An 18,272-nucleotide genomic window follows, 5' to 3' on the forward strand; every position below is an offset into this window, starting at 1 on the left:
CATGCCCGCACTGGGGAACTACAGCGCCGCCGGGGTTCGCGCGGCGGTCGGCATGCCCGCGGCCGTGGAGGCGGTCCGCGAGGCGTTCGCCGACCTGGCTTCCGGGCACTTCGCCCAGCCGCCCCGGCTCGTCTTCGGCACCGACGACCAGGCGGTACTGGTGATGACCGCGCACCACGCCCCCAGCGGCGCGGCCGTGGTGAAGACGGCGGGCGTGGTGCTCGACCGCGATCCGGCCATCGTGGCGACTCTCGTGTGGACGGACGACGGGGGCCAGCTCACCGCCGAGGCCGGGGCGGTCACCGCCCTGCGCACGGGCGCCGTGGCGGGAGTCGCGACGGATCTGCTCGCCGCACCGGATGCCACCCGGCTCGCCCTGCTCGGGGCCGGAGCGCAGGCCGCCGACCAGGTCCGCGCGGTACTGGCGGTCCGGGAAATCCGCGAGCTGAGCGTGTGGAACCGGAGTGCGCGGCGGGTGGGCCCGCTGCTGGACACCCTGGCCGCCGAGTTCCCGCACTTGCACCTGAGGGTCGCCGATAACGCGGCCGACGCGGTGGCGACCGCCGACGTGGTGTGCTGCGCGACCTCGTCCGCCGATCCCCTGTTCGAGCTTTCCGCACTCCCGGAACGCGTGCACGTCAACGCGATCGGCTCGTTCCGGCCGTCCATGCGCGAGCTACCCGCCGAGTTGCTCGGCACCGCGTCGGTGGTGCTGGTCGACCAGTTCGCCGCCGCCGAAGAAGCCGGGGAAATCCGGCACGCGCTGGACAACGGGCTGCTGCGGCGCGGTGACGTGCTCGAACTCGGGGACGCGTTGTCGGCGCCCCCGGAGGCGAACGGCCGCACGGTGTTCAAATCGGTCGGCGTGGCCGCCCAGGATTGGGCCGTCGCACGTTTGCTGGCACAGCACGCCCGTCGCTGACAGAACGCCGCCCGATCGCATTCCGCTCGGTTTTCCGCGTCTCATTTGGCGTTCAATGGAAGACGTTTTCCGGACGCATTCCCCTCGCTAGTTTGACGGTTGCCGGTACCGCACGAGCGAGGGGTTTTCCGTGGCCAGTCCCAACCTGTCCCGCGTCGCGGCCGAGCAGCGCGCGGCGTTGCTGGCCGTCGAGTCGTACCGGATCGCGCTCGACCTCACCGGCGGCCCGGCCTTCTCCTCGACCACCACGGTCCGGTTCACCGCTTCCCGGCGCGCGCCGAGCTGGATCGACCTGATCGCCGACCGGGTCCACTCCGCCACGCTCAACGGCACCCCGCTCGACGTCTCCGGCTACCGCGAAGAGGACGGCATCGCGCTGCCCGGACTGGCCGAGACCAACGAACTCGTGGTGCACGCCGAGTGCCGGTACACGAACACCGGCGAGGGCCTGCACCGCTTCGTCGACCCGGTCGACGGGGGCGTCTACCTCTACACGCAATTCGAAACCGCGGACGCCAAGCGCGTGTTCGCCTGCTTCGACCAGCCCGATCTGAAGGCGAGCTTCGAACTCGAAGTGACCGCGCCCGCCGAGTGGTCGGTCGTCAGCAACACCAGCCCCGCCACCACTCGGCCGGCCTCGAACGGCGCGGTCACCACGGTGTTCGCCCCGAGTGGCAGGCTCTCGACCTACCTGGTCGCGCTCGTCGCGGGCCCGTTCGCCTCGTGGCACGACACCTACGTCGACAGCCACGGCGAGATCCCGCTCGGCATCTACTGCCGCGCCTCGCTGGCCGAGCACATGGACGCCGAGCGGCTGTTCACCGAGACCAAGCAGGGCTTCGCCTTCTACCACGAGAAGTTCGGCACCCCGTACCCGTTCGGCAAGTACGACCAGCTGTTCGTACCCGAATTCAACGCGGGCGCGATGGAGAACGCCGGCGCCGTCACCTTCCTCGAGGACTTCGTGTTCCGGTCGCGCGTCACGCACTACGCCTACGAACGCCGTGCCGAAACCCTGCTCCACGAGATGGCGCACATGTGGTTCGGCGACCTGGTCACCATGCGCTGGTGGGACGACCTGTGGCTGAACGAGTCGTTCGCCACCTTCGCCAGCGTGCTCGCCCTGACCGGGGCGACCGAGTACCGCAACGCGTGGACCAGCTTCGCCAACGTCGAGAAAGCCTGGGCGTACCAGCAGGACCAGCTGCCCTCGACGCACCCGATCGCCGCGGACATCGTCGACCTGCACGCGGTCGAGGTGAACTTCGACGGCATCACCTACGCCAAGGGCGCGAGCGTGCTCAAGCAGCTCGTCGCCTACGTCGGCCAGGACAACTTCCTCGCCGGGCTGCGGCTGTACTTCGGCAAGCACGCCTGGGGCAACGCCACCCTGGCCGACCTGCTGGCCGCGCTCGAAGAGGCCTCCGGCCGCGACCTGTCGTGGTGGAGCGCCGAATGGCTGGAGACCACCGGGCTGAACACCCTGCGCCCGCGGTACGAAGTCGATGGCGATGGCCGGTTCACCAGCTTCGCCGTGGAGCAGAGCGGCGCCGAGCCCGGGGCCGGTGAGCGCCGGACCCACCGGGTCGCCATCGGTGTCTACCGCACCGGCAACACCGGGAAACTGGTCCGCGCCCACCGGGTCGAGCTGGACGTCACCGGCGAACTGACCCCGGTCCCCGCTCTCATCGGCACTCCGGCGGGCGAGCTGGTGCTGGTCAACGACGACGACCTGACCTACTGCAGCCTGCGCCTTGACCCGCGGTCGCTGACCACGCTGCTCGACCGCATCGCCGACATCACCGAGCCGCTGCCGCGCACGCTGTGCTGGTCGGCGGCCTGGGAGATGACCCGCGAAGCCGAGTTCCGCGCCCGGGACTACGTCAAGCTGGTCGCCGGGGGCATCCCCGCCGAGACCGAGCTGAGCGTGGTGGAAGCGCTGCTCACCCAGGCGCGGACCGCGCTCGATTCCTACGCCGAGCCCACGTGGGCACAGCAGCAAGGCTGGCCCGAGTTCACCCGCGTGCTGCGGAAACTGGCCGCCGACGCCGAGCCCGGCTCCGACCGGCAACTCACCTTCGTCAACGCCCTGGCCGCCGCCCCGCTGGACGGCGAACTGCTCGACCAGCTCGCCGGCTGGCTGAGCGGGATCGCACCGCTGGCCGGGCTGACCGTGGACACCGACCTGCGCTGGCGGCTGCTGCAGGCCCTGGTCGCCCACGGCCGTTCCGGCGACGAGGAAATCGACGAAGCACTCCAGCTCGACAACACCGCCGCGGGCCGCCGCCAGGCCGAACGCGCCCGCGCCCTGCGGCCCACCCCGGAAGCCAAAGCCGAGGCGTGGCGGCGGGCGCTGACCGACGACGAACTGCCCAACGCGGTCAGCGACGCCATCATCAGCGGCTTCCGCCACCCCGCGCAGCGCGAGCTGCTGGCCGGGTACGGCGCCCGCTACTTCGCCGAGATCGGCGAGCTCTGGGCGCGGCGGTCCAGCGAGCGCGCGCTGCCCGCGGTGGTCCACCTCTTCCCCGGCTGGGAACCCACGCCGGAGAACCTGGCGGCGGCGGACGACTGGCTCACCGGGCCGCACCCCGCCGCGCTGCACCGCCTGATCGTCGAACTGCGCACGGAAATGCTGGTGCGGCCGCTGGCTGCCCGCGAACGCGACTCGACTCCCCCGACCACCTGCTGACGAGAGGGCATCCTTCGGTGGACTTCAGCATCACTGCCGAGCAAGCGGCGCTGCGCCGGTCGGTCATCCGCTTCGCCAGGACGGAGCTGAGCGAAGCGGCGGCCGAGAGCGACCGGCAGGCCCGGCTGGACCGGGACTCGTGGAAGAAGTGCGCGGCCTTCGGCCTGACCGGCTGGCCGATCCCCACCGGCTACGGCGGTTCCGGGCTCGACCCGGTCACCACCGCCGTCGGGCTGGAGGCGCTCGGGTACGGCTGCCGGGACAACGGCCTGGTGTTCGCGCTGAACAACCACCTCTGGGCGTGCGCGGTCTACCTGGTCGAGCACGGCACCCAGGAGCAGAAGAAGCGCTTCCTGCCGGGACTGGCCGACGGTTCGCTGATCGGCGCACACGCACTGACCGAGCCCGAATCCGGCTCGGACGTGCTCGGCATGCGCACCACCGCCGTGCGCGAGGGCGGCGAATACGTGTTGCACGGCACCAAGACCTTCATCTCGAACGCTCCGGTCGCCGACGTGTTCCTGACCTTCGCCCGCACCGGCGGCCCGGACGCCCCGGCGGCCCGGGCGCTGACGGCGTTCGTGGTGACCAGGGACCTTCCCGGGGTCACCGTGAGCCGCAGCTGGGACAAGGCCGGGCTGCGCTCGACCGAGATGGGGCAGGTGGAGCTCGACGGCTGCCGGGTGCCCGCGGCCAACCTGCTCGGCGCCGAGGGCAACGGGTTCAACCTGTTCACCAGCTCCATCGACTGGGAGCGCAGCCTGCTGTTCGCCAGCCAGATCGGCGTGATGGACCGGGTGCTCGACGACTGCGTCGCACACGCCCGCGACCGCGTGCAGTTCGGCAGGCCCATCGGCGCGAACCAGGCGGTCCGCCACCGCATCGCCGACATGAAGGTCCGCCTGGAGCTGGCCAGGCTGGCCCTGTACAAGGTCGCCTGGCGCAAGCGCGAAGGCCACCTGGCGCCACTGGACGCCGCGATCGCCAAGCTGGCGATCAGCGAGAGCCACCTCAGTTCCATGCTCGACGCGGTCCAGTTGCACGGCGCCCGCGGGTACCTCACCGAGTTCGGCGTCGAACGCGAGCTCCGAGACGCCCTCGGCGGCACGATCTACGGCGGTACCTCGGAAATCCAGCGTGACATCGTCGCCAGCCTGCTCGGCGTGCCCAGCTGAGCGCTACCGCCGAGGAGGCACCCATGGCCGAACACCGCATCGCGCTGACCGAACCGCTCCCCGCCGAACTGGCCGGTGAACTGGCGCAGCGCATCTACTTCCTGTCCGAGTCCATAGTGGACTTCGAACTACCCGGGCACGGTGGCGACCTCACCGAGGTGGTGCTCAGCACCGAGGGGCCCGCCGATGCCGCCGAGCTGGCGGCCAAGGTCAACCGGATGGCCGACGAGGAGGTCCGCCCCCAGCGCGCCGGGCCGCCGCGGGTCGTCTGGACCTCGCCGCACGCCGGTGGGGTGCACGACGTCGCCGAGGAACTGCTCGCCTCGGGGGAACTCGTCCACCTGGGGCCGGGGCAGTTCGCCCTCGGGCCGACCGTCACCGCGCTGCTGGAGTACTTCGACCGGCGGCTGACGGACCTGGTCACCGCCGAGTTCGGCGCGCGGCAGTACCGGTACCCGACGCTGATCGCGACCGAGACGATGCGCCGGTGCGGGTACTTCACCTCGTTCCCGCACTTCCTGATGCTGGTCACCCGGCTGCACGCGGACGCGGACAACTACCGCGGCTTCCTCGGCGACGTCCAGGCGGGCGCCGGTGAGCTGCCCGGCCTGCTGGACTACTGCGGCGACACCTCGCACTGCCTGCCGCCGACCATGTGCTACCACACCTACCGGCACCTGCAGGACCAGGCGCTGCCCGGCCCCGGCCTGGTGATCACCGCGCGTGGCAAGTCCTTCCGGCACGAGTCGCGGTACTGGCGCTCGCTGGAACGCCTGTGGGACTTCACCATCCGCGAGATCGTCTTCCTCGGCACGCGGGAGCGGGTGCTCGACCAGCGCCGCCGCATGCTGGAGCTGACCACCGCGTTCGCCGCGGAACTGGGACTGGGCGGGCACTGCGAGGTCGCCAACGACCCGTTCTTCGGCAGCGTCGAGTCCCCGCAGCGGGCGTGGTCGCAGCGGATGCTGGAACTCAAGTACGAACTGCGGCTGCCGATCGGACCGGACCGGACCCTCGCCGCGGCCTCGTTCAACTTCCACGACGACTTCTTCGGCCGGTCGTTCGGCATCCGGCCGCACGACGGCGGTCCCGGCCCGGTGCTCACCGGCTGCGCGGGCATCGGCCTGGAGCGGTTCACCTACGCGTTCCTGTGCCGCCACGGCTTGGACCCGGCCGGGTGGCCGGTGGACGTGCGAATCGAGACGAATCCGAGGGTGAGGCTGTGATGGCTGGCAAAGAGCACATCGGGGTGGTCGGTGCGGGCACGATGGGCACCGGGGTGGCGCACCTGTTCGCCGCGGCCGGGCACCAGGTGGTGCTGGTCGACACCGCCGAGGCGGCGCTGACCAGGTCCCGTGAGCTGATCGAGCAGAACGTCGCGGGCTACCCGCTGGTCGACGCCTCCCTGCCGCGGCTGGACCCGGCGGAGGTGACCGGCCGCATCGTGTTCTCCACCAATCCGCACGACCTGAAGAACAGCGACTTCGTGGTGGAGAACGTCACCGAGAAGCGGGAGGTCAAAGAGGCGCTGTACCCGCAGCTGGACTCGATCTGCCCGCCGCACTGCGTGATCGGCGTGAACACCTCGGCCATCTCGATCACCCGGCTGGCCGGGCGCACCGAGCGGCCCGACCGGGTGATCGGCACGCACATCATGAACCCCGCGCCGCTCAAGCCGCTGGTCGAGGTGATCCGCGGGACGCACACCTCCCCCGAGACGGTGGCACGCACCCAGGCGCTGTTCCGCGAGACCGGCCGCGACAGCATCGTGGTCAACGACGCGGCGGGCTTCGTCACCAACCGGGTGATGATGCTGACCGTCAACGAGGCGATCTTCCTGCTGCACGAGGGCGTCGCCGATTCGGCCGCCGACATCGACCGGTTGTTCAAGGACTGCTTCGGGCACCGGATGGGGCCGCTGGCCACCGCCGACCTGATCGGCCTCGACACCGTCCTGCTGTCGCTGGAGGTGATCCACGACAGCCTGCGGGACAGCAAGTACCGGCCGTGCCCGCTGCTGACCCGGCTGGTCGACGCCGGCCTGCACGGGGTGAAGAGCGGCCGCGGCTTCTACGCATACCCCTGAGCGAAAGGTGCCACCCATGGAAAACCGCGAGAACCACCTGGCCACGGTGCGCGAGTACATCACCGCGCACCTCGGCGGCAAGACCCTGCCCGACGACGAGGACCTGTTCACCGGCGGGCACCTGAACTCGCTGTTCGCCGTGCAGATCGTGGTCTGGCTGGAGAAGGAGTTCGGCATCGCGGTGCGCGGCGGAGACCTCACCCTGGACAACTTCCGGTCCATCGGGGACATCGCCGCCTTCATCGAGAAGAACAGCGCCCCGGTCGGCTGAGTTCGTCGTGCGAGGCCCCCGCTCCCGCTGGGAGCGGGGGCTTTTCCTTGGCCGGGCAGCAGCGCGGCGAAGGGCCCCGATCCCGGCGCGGGATCGGGGCCCTGATCGGTGGAGCCGCTCTCAGCTGTCGTCGCGGTCGGTGTAGAGCTTGGCCGACGAAAGCTTGTCGATCTTGGCGTTGAGGTCGTCGAGCGAGGCCTTCAGCTCGGTCAGCTCGTTGATGTGCGCGGTGTTGTCCCCGCTGCTGACCGGCGCCTTGATCGAACCCCAGATGTCGTTCTCGGCGTACTCCACCTCCCGCAGCACGCGGTCGATGACGCCCTCGGTGCTGCGCACGATGCTGGCCAGGTACAGGAAGATGGTGTTCTTGTCCCGCTCGACCAGGTCCTTGGTGCTGCCGAGGATGTCGTTGATGTAGTTCTTGATGAAGTTGCCTTCTTCGGTCTTCTTCTCTTCGGTCTCGGCCATTTCGTTCCTCTCCTTGGGTCTCAGGGTCGCCTCCGCGCCCCGGTCACGCCCGGCGCACCGCCACCGGGATCCGCCGCGGCGCCCACATGCCCTGCTCGTAGAAGGGCAGCGGGTCGCCGCTTTCGATGCGGAGGTCGGCGAAGCGGTCGAACAGCAGGTTCGCCGAGACCGCCGCCTCCATTCGGGACAGCGGGGCGCCCACGCAGAAGTGGATGCCGTGCCCGAAACTGATGTGCCCGTTGGGCGTGCGGCCGATGTCGAACTCGTCGGGCCGGTCGAAGCGCCGCTCGTCGCGGTTGGCCGAGGAGAACCACAGCATCACCAGCGACCGCGCCGGGATCGGGGTGCCGGCCACCTCGGTGTCCTGGCTGGTCACCCGCATGAACCGGGTGCCGGAGGGCCGGTACCGCAGCACTTCCTCGACCGCGGCCGGGATCAGGCTCCGGTCGGCGCGCAGGCGGGCCGCCACCCCGGGGTGCTCGTCCAGGCAGAGCAGCATGTTGCCGATCAGCCCGTTGGTGCTGAAGTGCCCGACGAACAGCAGGGCCAGGCAGATGTTGACGACCTCGTCCTCGTCCAGCCTGCTGCCGTCGTCCTCGGCCGCGGCGAGCTTGCTGATCAGGTCGTCGCCGGGGGTGGCGAGCCTGCTCCGGTACTGCTCGGTCAGGTAACCGCGGATCTCGCCGGTGACCCGGCTCATCTTGCCGCCGTACCCCTCTTCGTCGTCGGTCGGATCGCCGACCTGCAGCGAAGCGAGCTTGTCCGCGTAGCTCAGGAACAGCTGGCGGTCCGAGACCGGTACCCCCAGCAGTTCGGCGATCAGCATCGCGGGCAGCGGCCAGACGAACTTCTCCACCAGGTCGAACCGGTCCTGGCCGTCGAGTTCGTCGAGCAGTGCGTTGCCCAGCTGGTAGGTGCGCCGCTCGTACTCACGCACGCTGGTCCGGGTGAACGCCTGGCCGACCAGCGCGCGCAGCCTGCGGTGGTCGGGCGGGTCGGTCCACGCCGGGTTGCCGCGGGTGATGTCCTCCGCGCCGAGCACATCGCGGTTGAGCCCGGAGGAGAACACCCCGGGATCACTGGCCACCCGCCGCACGTCGTCGTACCGGACGATGTGGAACACCCCGTGCTCGTCGCGGTGCACCGGTTCCTCGGCCCGCATCCGCCGCAGCCACTCCAGTTGTGCCGCGCCGCCGTCGGTCAGCGGCGGTGGCGGCCCCGGGTGCGTGGCGGCCGCTGTGGTTTCGGTCATCTCAGCCCTCTTTCCACTGACTCGCGCTCAGCCGTTCCAGGCGCTGGTGCAGTTCGTCCACATAGGTCTCGGACTCGGGTTTCATCAGCACGCTGCGCAGGATCCGCGTGGCCTTCGCGTCCGGCCGCACCGCCGGGTGCAGTTCGGTGAAGGCGTCGCGTTCGATCCGCATCAGGCTGAGGAACACCGGGTCGGCGCCGTCGTGCATGCCCACCTCCAGCATCGCCGCGCACTCGCGGTCGATCCCGGACAGCGACGCCCCGGCCATCCGGGGGAAGTAGGTGACGATGTCCAGATCGGGTTCCTGGTGCAGTTGCAGCCGGTCCGAGTCCGCCATCAACCCGGCCAGGCGCAGCGCGGCCCGCCGGTTGGCCGCGAGCACCTCACCGAGGCCGTCCGCGGTCGGCGGCAGCAGCTGGAAGGTGAACCACAGCGCGGCGGCCGCGGCGCCGGCCCGCGAACACTCCAGGCTGATCTCGCCGAGGTGCAGGTCCGCCGGGGTGAAGTAGGTGTACGGCGAGTCGTGCACGTAGAACTTCGCCACCGCGGGATCGGCGAAGATCACCGAACCGCAGCCGTAGGGTTGCAGGCCCTGCTTGTGCGGGTCCACCACCACCGAGTCGCAGGCGCGGATCGCCGCCCACGGCGCCGGGTCCAGCCCGTGCGTACCCGCGAGCACCGAGTAGAACCCGCCGTACGCGGCGTCGACGTGGAACCGCACGTCGTACCGCTCACGCAGGTCCATCGCTTCGGCCAGCGGGTCGATGGCGCCGACACCGGTGGTGCCGAGGGTGAACACGACCGTGCCCACCCGCCCGGTGCGCAGCAGGTCCTCCAGCGCGTCGAGGTCCATCCGGCCGTACCGGTCGGCGGGCACCGCGTGGGAGTCCATGCCCAGCAGCCGGGTCATCCGCTCGTGCGTGTAGTGGCTGGCCGAGCTGTAGGCCACGCCCCGGTCCGGGTGCAGGCAGCGGGCGACGTAGAGGGCCTCCAGGTTCGCCATCGTGCCGCTCGAGGTGAGGTGCCCGAGGTGGCTGTCGAAACCGAACATGGTGGCGAGCTGGTCGATCACCTCGCGCTCCATCCGGTCGGTGACCGGGCCGCCGTCGGAGGAGTGGTTGTTCGGGTTGATCAGCATCGCGCTGAGGTAGGCGACCACCGCGGCCTCGTGCGGTGGCTTGAGCATCTGCCCGATGTAGCGGGGGTGGAAGAACGGGTAGTTGCCGTGCAGCAGCTTCTCGTAGTTCTCGAACACCGTGCTGAAGCGGTCGTCGCTGATCTCCAGCGAGGGGTGCCGCGCGTACGGCGCGAAGGTCGACGTCCACTGCCCGTGCCCTTCGACCGCACGCCCGATCCAGTAGGGAAGATCCACCGTGTCCAGCCTTTCGACGAGCTTTCACCTGGTGACGGTCACCGGCAGCGTCTTGATCCCGTTGACGAAGTTGGACCGCAGCCGGGTCACCGGGCCCGCGAGCTGGATCTGCTCCACCCTGGCCAGCAACTCCTCGAACAGGATTCGCAGTTCGAGGCGGGCCAGTGCGGCGCCGAGGCAGAAGTGGGGACCGCCGAGCCCGAAGGTCAGGTGCTCGTTGGGCCGGCGCCCCACGTCGAATTCGTACGGCTTCTCGAAGGCGGCCTCGTCGCGGTTGCCGGAGGCGAACCACAGCACCACCTTGTCGCCCTCGCGCACGCGCTGCCCGCTGATCTCGGTGTCCCGGGTGGCGGTCCGGCGGAAGTGGTAGACCGGCGACGACCAGCGCAGGAACTCCTCCACCGCGGTGTCCAACAGCGACGGGTCCGCCTTGAGCCGCCACCACTGCGCCGGGTGCTCCGCGAGCGCGTGCACCGCGGCCGAGATGGCGTGCCGGGTGGTCTCGTTGCCCGCGACCACCAGCAGCAGGAAGTAGTTGTCGAAATCGGTCGGGGTGAGCGGGACCCCGTCGCGGGGCACGGTGTTCACCAGCCTGCTGACCAGGTCGGTGCCGGTCCCGCCACGGCGTTTCTCGGCCAGCTCCCGGCCGTACTCGAAGATCTCCAGCGCGGCCGGGCTGCGGAACGGGACGTGCTTGTAGCGCTCGCTGTCCTCGCTCTCCAGCAGCACGTCGGCGCAGTCCGGGTCGTTGTTGCCGATGATCCGGTTGCCCCAGGCGATCAGCCTGCCGGTGTCCTCGGCGGGCACGTCCAGCATCAGCCGGGCCAGCACCATGATCGGCAGCTCGGCGGCGATCTCGGCGACCAGGTCGAACGAATCCGCGGCCAGCGCGTTGTCCAGCGTGGAGGCGGTCAGCCCGCGCAGGAACACCGCGTACCGCGAGACCAGCTTCGGGCTGAACTCACGGCTGAGCAGCAGGCGCATGGCGCGGTGCCGCTCACCGTCGGTCTCCATCAGCGAACGCCGCCGGTCCCGCAGCGCCGGATCGGTGACCTCCTCCAGGTTGGTGAACTGCTCGGAGGTGAAGGTGGCCGGGTCGCGGTTGACCGCGACCAGGTCGTGGTAGCGGGTGACCGCCCAGAACCCGCTGTTCGGCGCCGCTTCGGGCTGCCAGTGCACCGGGCTCTGCTCGCGCAGGACGTCGAACATCCGCCACGGGGCCGCTGGCTCCAGGAAACGGTCCACATCGGACAGGTCGACTTCGTCCAGGCGCATCGGGAATCCTCGTCAGCTCGGTCTCGGGAGTGCGTCACAGGTGCGGCAGGTACTCACGCAGTTCCCAGTCGGTCACCCAGCGCCGGAAGCGGGCCGTCTCGTCGCGCTTGACCCGCTCGAAGGCGGCCACCAGGTCCTTGCCGACCGCGTCGGCGAACTCGTCGTCGGCCACCAGCGCGTCCAGCGCGGCGTCGAGCGTTTCCGGCAGCGCGGGCGCGCGGGTGCCGTCGTAGCCGTAGCCGCTGGTCGGGTCGGGTGGTTCCACGCGGCCCTCGATGCCCAGCGCCACCGCGGCCAGCACCCCGGCCACGGCCAGGTACGGGCTCGCCGCGGCGTCACCGAGGCGCACCTCCAGCCGGGTGGCGGCGCCGCGCTCGGGCGGCACCCGCACCATGGTGGAGCGGTTGTCCATCCCCCAGTCGGCCAGCGCGGGCGCCAGCGTGTCCGGCCCGAGCCTGCGGTAGGCGTTCACCGTGGGCGCCAGCAGCGCGCACAGCGCCGGGGCGTGGCGGAGGAGGCCGCCGACGGCGTGCCGCGCGGTGGCCGACAGCCCGGCGGGCGCGCCGGCGGCGGCGAACTGGTTGTGGCCGTGCTCGTCGATCAGGGACAGGTGCAGGTGGAAACCCGACCCGCCCTCCTCGTTGAACGGCTTGCCGACGAAGGTCGCGGTCAGCCCGCGCTGGGCGACGAACTCGCGCACCGCGTGCTTGAACCGGAAGGCGCGGTCGGCGGCGTCCAGCGCGGCCGAGTGGCCGAGGTTGACCTCGAACTGCCCGGCGGCGAACTCGTGGTTGACCGCGGTGACGTCCAGCTCGGCCGCACGCAGCACGGTCAGCAGTGCCGGGGCCAGCCCGTCCGGGTCACCGCGGTGCCCGACGCGGTAGACGTTGCCCGGGGAATCCCCGTAGCGGGTCCAGCCACCATCCTGGCCGGACAGCACGAAGAACTCCAGTTCCGGCCCGATCACCGCGCGGCTGCCGAGCCCGGCGAGCCGCTGGACCGCCGCCTTCACCGCTCCGCGCGGGCACTCCCCGATCGCCAGTCCGGTCGCCGGGTCGAGCACGTCGCCGAGGCAGGACTGGTAACCGGGTTCCCACGGCATCGGGGCCAGCGTCGAGCGGTCCGGCTGGAACACCACGTCCGGCAGGCCGTCGGACAGCGAGTGCTCACCGTCGAGCGTGCCGCCCTGGGTGGTGGTGTAGTAGACCGCGCGGCAGAAGTGCAGTCCGCCGGAAAGGGAACCGAATACCTCCGACGGCAGATCGCGGCCGCGTTCGGTGCCGATCAGGTCGGGATACTGGATCCGCACCGTTCCGGCGTTCTCCACGATGAACCATCGCCTTTCCGGGAAAATGGTGGGGCAGAGACAGGAATGGCCACGGTGGCCGGCGCGTCGTCCGCGATCTCGGTTCAGCGTAGCGAGCCAGAAGACGCCTAGCCACGGGAAAACCGTCTCCATTGGCGACCGGTTGTCTCGGATGGCCATTGGCTCCGGTGCAGTTGATTGCCGCAGCGGCAGCACGCGGATAACGTCACCGCTGTCCACGCAGAATTCGTTCGAGGGAGCCACATGCCGGTTACGACGGTTTCCGGAACCCCGGTCGGCACCGGGCACTGGATCGGCGGGAAACGGGTCGAATCCACCGAGCGCTTCACCTCCTGGTCGCCGATCGACGGGCGCCCGCTCGGGGAGTTCGCGCGTGGTGGCGCGGCCGAAGTGGACGGTGCCGTGCGGGCCGCGGCCACCGCGTTCGAGCAGTGGCGCCGCACCGATCCGGCGCGGCGGGCCGAAGTGCTGCACCGGATCGCCGACGAGGTGGAGCGCCGCACGCCGGAACTCGCCGCGGTCGAAACCGAGGACAACGGTGCCCTGTTGCGCTCGCACCTGCTCGGCGTGATGCCGAGGGTGGCGCACAACTTCCGCTTCTTCGCCGACTGGCTCACCGGCGAGCTGGGCCACCCCGACTTCGACACCCGGGGGCACCGCAACCGCGTGTCGTGGGACCCCGCCGGGGTCTGCGCGCTGATCACCCCGTGGAACGCGCCGCTGATGCTGGCGTCGTGGAAGATCGCCCCCGCGCTGGCCGCGGGCAACACCGTGGTGCTCAAGCCGGCGGAGTGGTCGCCGATGACCGCGTCCCTGCTGGCCGACATCACCGCCGGTGCCGGACTGCCCGACGGGGTGTTCAACGTGGTGCAGGGGCTCGGCCCGGAGGCCGGCGCGCCGCTGTGCGCGCACCCGGACGTCCGGCGGATCAGCTTCACCGGCTCCGAGGCGACCGCCCGGCGCATCTCGGTGGCCGCCGCCGACCACCTCACACCGGTGTCGATGGAACTGGGCGGCAAGTCACCGCTGCTGGTCTTCGACGACGCCGACCTCGACCTCGCGGTCGACCTGGCGGCCGGGCAGTTCGACAACGCGGGCCAGGTCTGCCTGGCCGCCACCCGGATCCTGGTCCAGGCCACCGTCGCGGCGGAGTTCACCGCGCGCCTGCGGGCCGCCATCCGCGGCCTGCGCCAGGGTGATCCCCGGCTGCCCGAGACCGACCTCGGCCCGAACATCCACCCCGACCACGTCGAGCGCGTCGACGGTTTCGTCCGGCGGGCGGTGGCCGAAGGCGCCCGGGTGCTCGAAGGCGGTGGCCCGAACACCGATCTCGGCGGCAACTACTACCGGCCCACGCTGCTCGCCGACGCGCCCGCGGAGGCGGAGATCCTGCGCGAAGAGGTGTTCGGACCGGTGCTGACGCTGGAGGAGTTCACTTCCGAGGAGGAGGGCGTCGCGCTCGCCGGGAACACGCGCTTCGGGCTGGCGGCCACCGTCGTCACCGGCGACCCGGCCAGGGCGGAACGGGTGTCCGCCGCGCTGACCGCGGGCACGGTCTGGGTGAACTGCTTCTTCGTGCGCGACCTGCGCGCACCGTTCGGCGGTGCCCGCCGCTCCGGGATCGGCCGGGAGGGCGGCACCTGGAGCTTCGACTTCTTCTGCGACGTCAAGAACACCGTGACCAGCCCGAAGGGATGGATGTAGATGGGTGAGATAGCCGGCGGCGGGCTGCTGTCCCACGTGCCGACGATCATGCTGCCGGAACCGGTGCGGCGGGAACTGAACCACGGCAACGAGTCCACCCTGGCCACCGGACTGCACCGGCTGCGCTCGGAGGTCTTCGACACCGCCGACTACGACACCGTCGTGGTCTTCGACTCGCACTGGGCGACCACGGTGGAGTTCGTGGTCGCCTCGCACGCCCGCCGGGCCGGGCTGTTCACTTCGGACGAGCTCCCGCGCGGCATGAGCCGGATCCCGTACGACTACCCCGGCGACCCGGAACTGGCGCACGCCCTGGCCGCCCGCGCCGGTGCCCACGGCACCTGGATCACCCCGATCGACGACCCCCACCTGCCGGTTTCCTATGCCACCTTGAACCTGTGGGTGTATCTGGGGGTTCCCGGGAAGCGCTGGCTCAGCATCGGCGTCTGCCAAACCGGCGACGCCGAAGACCACCTCCGCCTGGGCCGCGCCCTCGCCGACGCCGTCGCGGCCACCGATCGCCGGGTACTGCTGATCGCCTCGGGCGCGCTCAGCCACCGCTTCCACGCACTGCGCGAGCTGCGGGACCACGAGGCGGCGGGCCCCGAGCACATCCACAGCCCGGAGGCGGTGGTCGCCGACGCCGAGCGCATCGACTGGCTCGAGTCCGGTGACCACGCGAAGGTGCTGGCCACCATGCCGGACTTCCTCCGGTTCAAGCCGGAAGCCGGGTTCGCGCACTACCTGATGCTGGCCGGTGCGCTCGGCGAACAGGACTGCACCGCCCCCGCGCGGCGGTACAGCGAATACGAGAACGCGATCGGCACCGGTCAGGTCCACCTGTGGTTCGACCGGCCGGCCGGCGGATGGACAGGAGCAACCCGATGACCACCGAGTACCGACGAATCCTGCTGGACGGCACCCCCACCGAAGTCCGCCGCGACGGCGACACCCTGCTGGCCCCGGACGGCCGCACGGTGGCCGCCGAGACCGCCATCCACCTCCCGCCGGTCACGCCGAGCAAGATCATCGCCGTGCACCTCAACCACCGGAGCCGGTTCGAGGAGTTCCGCGCGAAACCGCGCTCGGCGCCGACCTACTTCCACAAGCCGGTGTCCACCCTGACCGGGCACAACGGCCACGTGGTCCGGCCGGAGGGGTGCAGGTGGCTGAACTACGAGGGTGAGATCGCCGTGGTCATCGGCCGGACCGCCCGCAACATCGGCGTGGACGAGGCCCCGGCGTACATCCGGGGTTACACGCTGGCCAACGACCTGGGCCTGCACGACTTCCGCGACACCGACGAAGGCTCGATGCTGCGGGTCAAGGGCGCGGACACGCTGTGCCCGCTGGGCCCGGGCCTGGTCGAGGGCTGGGACCCACGCGGCCGGTGGCTGCGGACGCGGGTGAACGGCGAGGTGGTCCAGGAAGGCACCACGGACGAGATGACCTGGGACGCGCACTACCTGGTGGCGGACATCGCCCGGCTGATCACCCTGCACCCCGGGGACGTGCTGCTGACCGGCACCCCGGCGAACTCGCGCCCGATCCAGCCGGGCGACACCGTCGAAATCTCGGCGGACGGCCTGGGCGTCCTGCGGAACACCGTGGTCACCGGGCCGGTCCCGGTCACCGGCCCGATCGGTGCCCAGCCCACCGAATCCGAACAAGTCCTCTCCACCGCCCAGGGCGGCGACTGGGAATTCCGCGGCATCCGCCCCCCGCACCCCGCCTGACCCGAGGCACGCGGCCCTTCCGTGTCCCTCCCGGGCCCACCACCCCGGCACCCGCAGGGAGCCGGGGCCCAACCCCACCCCCGGACACCCACCGCCCAAGCCAGGCGCCCCAATCCCAGGCACCCACCACAAACCAGACACCTCACCACCACCCAGGCACCCCAGCAGCCAGGCACCTCAACACCCCCAGCCACCCACCGGAAGCCGGGCACCCCAGCACAACCACCCACCCCCGGACACCCACCAGAAGCCAAGCACCCATCGCAAGCCAGGCACCTCAACACCCACCCACACACCCACCGAAAGCCGAGCACCCAACACCTCCCCCACACACCCACCACAAACCAGACACCCACCCCCACACACCCACCCACCGGAAGCCGGGCACCCAACGCAACCACCCGCCCACCCAGCCCTCCCCCATCCCCGGTCCACAGCCAAGAACACGGCGAAGGCCCCGATGTCAAGGCATCTTCCCGCCTTGACATCGGGGCCTTCGCCGTAGTCACAATAAAAAACCGGGGGCCCCCAGCGAAGAATCACACCTGAACCGCCACCCAATCCCCACCCAGGATCGGCACGTTCTCGTCGTACCGCCCCGCCGCCGCCTGCCCCGTCAGGTACAGCCAGGCGGGCACCTCCGCCCACTCCCCGTTCGCCGCGAGGTAGGCAACCGGCCGCGTCACCCGGGTGTACAGGCAGTCCCCGGGACGGTCGGGGTGGTACCGCTCCAGCCGGTCCAGGTCGGCCATCGCCGCCTCGTAGCCGGCCTCGGTGAGCACCATCAGCTCACCGATCACCTGCTGCCCCGGGCGTTCCAGCGCGAACGGGATCCGATCCCCGAACAAGCCCAGCCCGCTGACCCTGGCCGGGAACCGCTCGGCCACCCGCTCCGCGATCAGCCCGTGGTTGCGCTGCCCGCTGCGCAGGGTCCCGTACACGAAAACCGGAAGCCGTTCCACCGCGACCACCACCCTCCACTCAGTACCAGCGCAGCACGGCCGCGCCGGCGGTCATCCCGGACCCGATCGCCGCCATCATCACCAGGTCACCCCGCTCGGCCTCCAGCTGGCTCAGCACCAGCGGGATCGACGCCGAGCCGGTGTTCCCGCTGTAGACCCCGGGCACCGGGCACTTCGCCGGGTCCAGCCCCATCGTCTCGATGCAGTCGGCCAGCATCTGCGGGTTGGCCTGGTGGAAGACGAAGTGGTCGATCTGGTCCAGCGAGACCCCGGCCTGCTCGGCCACCTCGTGCACCAGCTTCGGCACCACGTCCTCGAAGTACTCGCGCACCGGGCGCCCGTTCATCACCATGTACCGCTCACGCGAGTCCACCGTCTCCGCGTCGAGCGGGCGGCGGCTGCCACCGGCGGGCTGGCCGACGAAGTCGGCGTTGCACCCGTCGGTGATCAGGGAGTGCGCGAGCAGGCCGTAACCGTCCGGCACCCGGCCGACGCGGGTGGCGGCCGCGCCGTCACCGAACACGGTGACCGTCTTGCGGTCCGGCTTGTAGAGCACCTTCGAAATGGTGTCGGACCCGATGACCAGCACCTCGTCCAGCGACGGGTCGGCACACAGCAGGGAGTGCGCCATCACGAACGAGAACACGTACCCGGAGCAGGCGGCGCTCAGGTCGAACGCGAACGCCCGGCCCAGCCCCATCCGGCCCTGCACGATCGCCGCGGTGGACGGGAAGTTGTGGTCCGGCGTGCTGGTGCCCAGGATGACCGCGCCGACGCTGGCCCGCTTCTCCTCGCAGCCCTCGTACAGCTTCTCCACCGCGAGGCACGCCATGTCCGAAGTGGACACGTCGTCGGCGGCGTAGTGCCGCTCGACGACCCCGGTGCGTTCGAGGATCCAGCCCGGCTCCTGCCCGACCCAGGCACCCACCTGGTCGTTGCCGACCACCCGGGGCGGCAGGTAACCGGCGGCGCCGAGAATTCCTGTGGACATGACAAAGCTCCTTCTGACGCGGCAAAGCGGGGAAAAGGC

At 70.7% G+C, this 18,272-nt stretch carries 16 protein-coding genes; 9 read left to right on the forward strand and 7 right to left on the reverse strand.

Features of this window, described 5'->3' with window-relative positions; genetic code table 11:
* The first annotated feature begins 1 nt into the window (after position 1).
* From AC07EG_RS05390 to AC07EG_RS05415, 6 genes are all read left to right on the forward strand, one after another.
* Complete coding sequence (locus AC07EG_RS05390; protein ID WP_478251786.1) at positions 2 to 922, forward strand: ornithine cyclodeaminase family protein; 921 nt, start codon at positions 2 to 4, stop codon at positions 920 to 922.
* Between the two features lie 130 nt (positions 923 to 1,052).
* A complete protein-coding gene (pepN, locus tag AC07EG_RS05395; RefSeq protein WP_478251787.1) occupies positions 1,053 to 3,614 on the forward strand; it encodes an aminopeptidase N in 2,562 nt (853 codons plus the stop codon).
* Between the two features lie 17 nt (positions 3,615 to 3,631).
* The gene (locus AC07EG_RS05400) at positions 3,632 to 4,789 is read left to right on the forward strand and encodes an acyl-CoA dehydrogenase family protein (protein WP_478251788.1); all 1,158 of its coding nucleotides are present in this window, start codon (positions 3,632 to 3,634) and stop codon (positions 4,787 to 4,789) included.
* A 23-nt stretch (positions 4,790 to 4,812) separates the two neighbouring features.
* Entirely contained in the window at positions 4,813 to 6,015 is a 1,203-nt protein-coding gene (locus AC07EG_RS05405; RefSeq protein WP_478251789.1) for a class-II aminoacyl-tRNA synthetase family protein, read from the forward strand.
* Positions 6,015 to 6,875: a 3-hydroxyacyl-CoA dehydrogenase family protein gene (locus AC07EG_RS05410; RefSeq protein ID WP_478251790.1), complete on the forward strand. Its 861-nt coding sequence runs from the start codon at positions 6,015 to 6,017 to the stop codon at positions 6,873 to 6,875. Before AC07EG_RS05405 ends, AC07EG_RS05410 begins: the two co-directional genes overlap by 1 nt.
* A 16-nt stretch (positions 6,876 to 6,891) precedes the next feature.
* A complete protein-coding gene (locus AC07EG_RS05415; RefSeq protein WP_478251791.1) occupies positions 6,892 to 7,146 on the forward strand; it encodes an acyl carrier protein in 255 nt (84 codons plus the stop codon).
* 120 nt (positions 7,147 to 7,266) lie between these two features.
* Here the strand turns inward: AC07EG_RS05415 and AC07EG_RS05420 are convergent, their stop codons facing one another.
* The 5 genes from AC07EG_RS05420 to AC07EG_RS05440 are packed head-to-tail and all read right to left on the reverse strand — an operon-like array spanning position 7,267 to position 12,840.
* Positions 7,267 to 7,614 (reverse strand): hypothetical protein, encoded by a 348-nt coding sequence (locus AC07EG_RS05420; protein ID WP_478251792.1) that lies wholly within the window; start codon positions 7,612 to 7,614, stop codon positions 7,267 to 7,269.
* A gap of 43 nt (positions 7,615 to 7,657) precedes the next feature.
* The gene (locus AC07EG_RS05425; RefSeq protein ID WP_478251793.1) at positions 7,658 to 8,866 is read right to left on the reverse strand and encodes a cytochrome P450; all 1,209 of its coding nucleotides are present in this window, start codon (positions 8,864 to 8,866) and stop codon (positions 7,658 to 7,660) included.
* Between the two features lies 1 nt (position 8,867).
* On the reverse strand, positions 8,868 to 10,238 hold the full coding sequence (locus AC07EG_RS05430; protein ID WP_478251794.1) for a pyridoxal phosphate-dependent decarboxylase family protein: 1,371 nt from the start codon (positions 10,236 to 10,238) through the stop codon (positions 8,868 to 8,870).
* Between the two features lie 24 nt (positions 10,239 to 10,262).
* A complete protein-coding gene (locus AC07EG_RS05435; RefSeq protein WP_478251795.1) occupies positions 10,263 to 11,513 on the reverse strand; it encodes a cytochrome P450 in 1,251 nt (416 codons plus the stop codon).
* A gap of 34 nt (positions 11,514 to 11,547) precedes the next feature.
* Positions 11,548 to 12,840: a glutamine synthetase family protein gene (locus AC07EG_RS05440; RefSeq protein WP_478251796.1), complete on the reverse strand. Its 1,293-nt coding sequence runs from the start codon at positions 12,838 to 12,840 to the stop codon at positions 11,548 to 11,550.
* Between the two features lie 243 nt (positions 12,841 to 13,083).
* On the opposite strand from AC07EG_RS05440, the gene AC07EG_RS05445 reads away from it, so the two are divergent.
* Genes AC07EG_RS05445 through AC07EG_RS05455 form a run of 3 tightly spaced genes read left to right on the forward strand, consistent with a single transcriptional unit; the run spans position 13,084 to position 16,280 of the window.
* Entirely contained in the window at positions 13,084 to 14,544 is a 1,461-nt protein-coding gene (locus tag AC07EG_RS05445) for an aldehyde dehydrogenase (RefSeq protein WP_478251797.1), read from the forward strand.
* Positions 14,545 to 15,432, forward strand: coding sequence for a DODA-type extradiol aromatic ring-opening family dioxygenase (locus tag AC07EG_RS05450; RefSeq protein WP_478251798.1), 888 nt, complete (start codon positions 14,545 to 14,547; stop codon positions 15,430 to 15,432).
* Positions 15,429 to 16,280, forward strand: a complete 852-nt coding sequence (locus AC07EG_RS05455; protein ID WP_478251799.1) for a fumarylacetoacetate hydrolase family protein — start codon at positions 15,429 to 15,431, stop codon at positions 16,278 to 16,280. The genes AC07EG_RS05450 and AC07EG_RS05455 overlap by 4 nt, the downstream gene beginning before the upstream one ends.
* A 539-nt stretch (positions 16,281 to 16,819) precedes the next feature.
* On the opposite strand, the gene AC07EG_RS05460 is transcribed toward AC07EG_RS05455, so the two are convergent.
* Together AC07EG_RS05460 and AC07EG_RS05465 are read right to left on the reverse strand one after the other, a co-directional pair.
* Entirely contained in the window at positions 16,820 to 17,242 is a 423-nt protein-coding gene (locus AC07EG_RS05460; protein ID WP_478251800.1) for a gamma-glutamylcyclotransferase family protein, read from the reverse strand.
* A 19-nt stretch (positions 17,243 to 17,261) separates the two neighbouring features.
* Entirely contained in the window at positions 17,262 to 18,233 is a 972-nt protein-coding gene (locus tag AC07EG_RS05465; RefSeq protein ID WP_478251801.1) for a 3-oxoacyl-ACP synthase III family protein, read from the reverse strand.
* Between the last annotated feature and the right edge of the window lie 39 nt (positions 18,234 to 18,272).

Source organism: Amycolatopsis sp. NPDC045836 (assembly GCF_056431745.1).

What these genes read in the sequence shown, in the direction of transcription:
- AC07EG_RS05405 (WP_478251789.1), top strand. Translation starts at nt 4,813, where the DNA reads ATGGCCGAACACCGCATCGCGCTGACCGAACCGCTCCCCGCCGAACTG.
- AC07EG_RS05450 (WP_478251798.1), top strand. Translation starts at nt 14,545, where the DNA reads ATGGGTGAGATAGCCGGCGGCGGGCTGCTGTCCCACGTGCCGACGATC.
- AC07EG_RS05435 (WP_478251795.1), bottom strand. Translation starts at nt 11,513, where the DNA reads ATGCGCCTGGACGAAGTCGACCTGTCCGATGTGGACCGTTTCCTGGAG.
- AC07EG_RS05410 (WP_478251790.1), top strand. Translation starts at nt 6,015, where the DNA reads ATGGCTGGCAAAGAGCACATCGGGGTGGTCGGTGCGGGCACGATGGGC.
- AC07EG_RS05425 (WP_478251793.1), bottom strand. Translation starts at nt 8,866, where the DNA reads ATGACCGAAACCACAGCGGCCGCCACGCACCCGGGGCCGCCACCGCCG.
- AC07EG_RS05465 (WP_478251801.1), bottom strand. Translation starts at nt 18,233, where the DNA reads ATGTCCACAGGAATTCTCGGCGCCGCCGGTTACCTGCCGCCCCGGGTG.
- AC07EG_RS05445 (WP_478251797.1), top strand. Translation starts at nt 13,084, where the DNA reads ATGCCGGTTACGACGGTTTCCGGAACCCCGGTCGGCACCGGGCACTGG.
- AC07EG_RS05420 (WP_478251792.1), bottom strand. Translation starts at nt 7,614, where the DNA reads ATGGCCGAGACCGAAGAGAAGAAGACCGAAGAAGGCAACTTCATCAAG.
- AC07EG_RS05455 (WP_478251799.1), top strand. Translation starts at nt 15,429, where the DNA reads ATGACCACCGAGTACCGACGAATCCTGCTGGACGGCACCCCCACCGAA.
- AC07EG_RS05390 (WP_478251786.1), top strand. Translation starts at nt 2, where the DNA reads ATGCCCGCACTGGGGAACTACAGCGCCGCCGGGGTTCGCGCGGCGGTC.
- AC07EG_RS05415 (WP_478251791.1), top strand. Translation starts at nt 6,892, where the DNA reads ATGGAAAACCGCGAGAACCACCTGGCCACGGTGCGCGAGTACATCACC.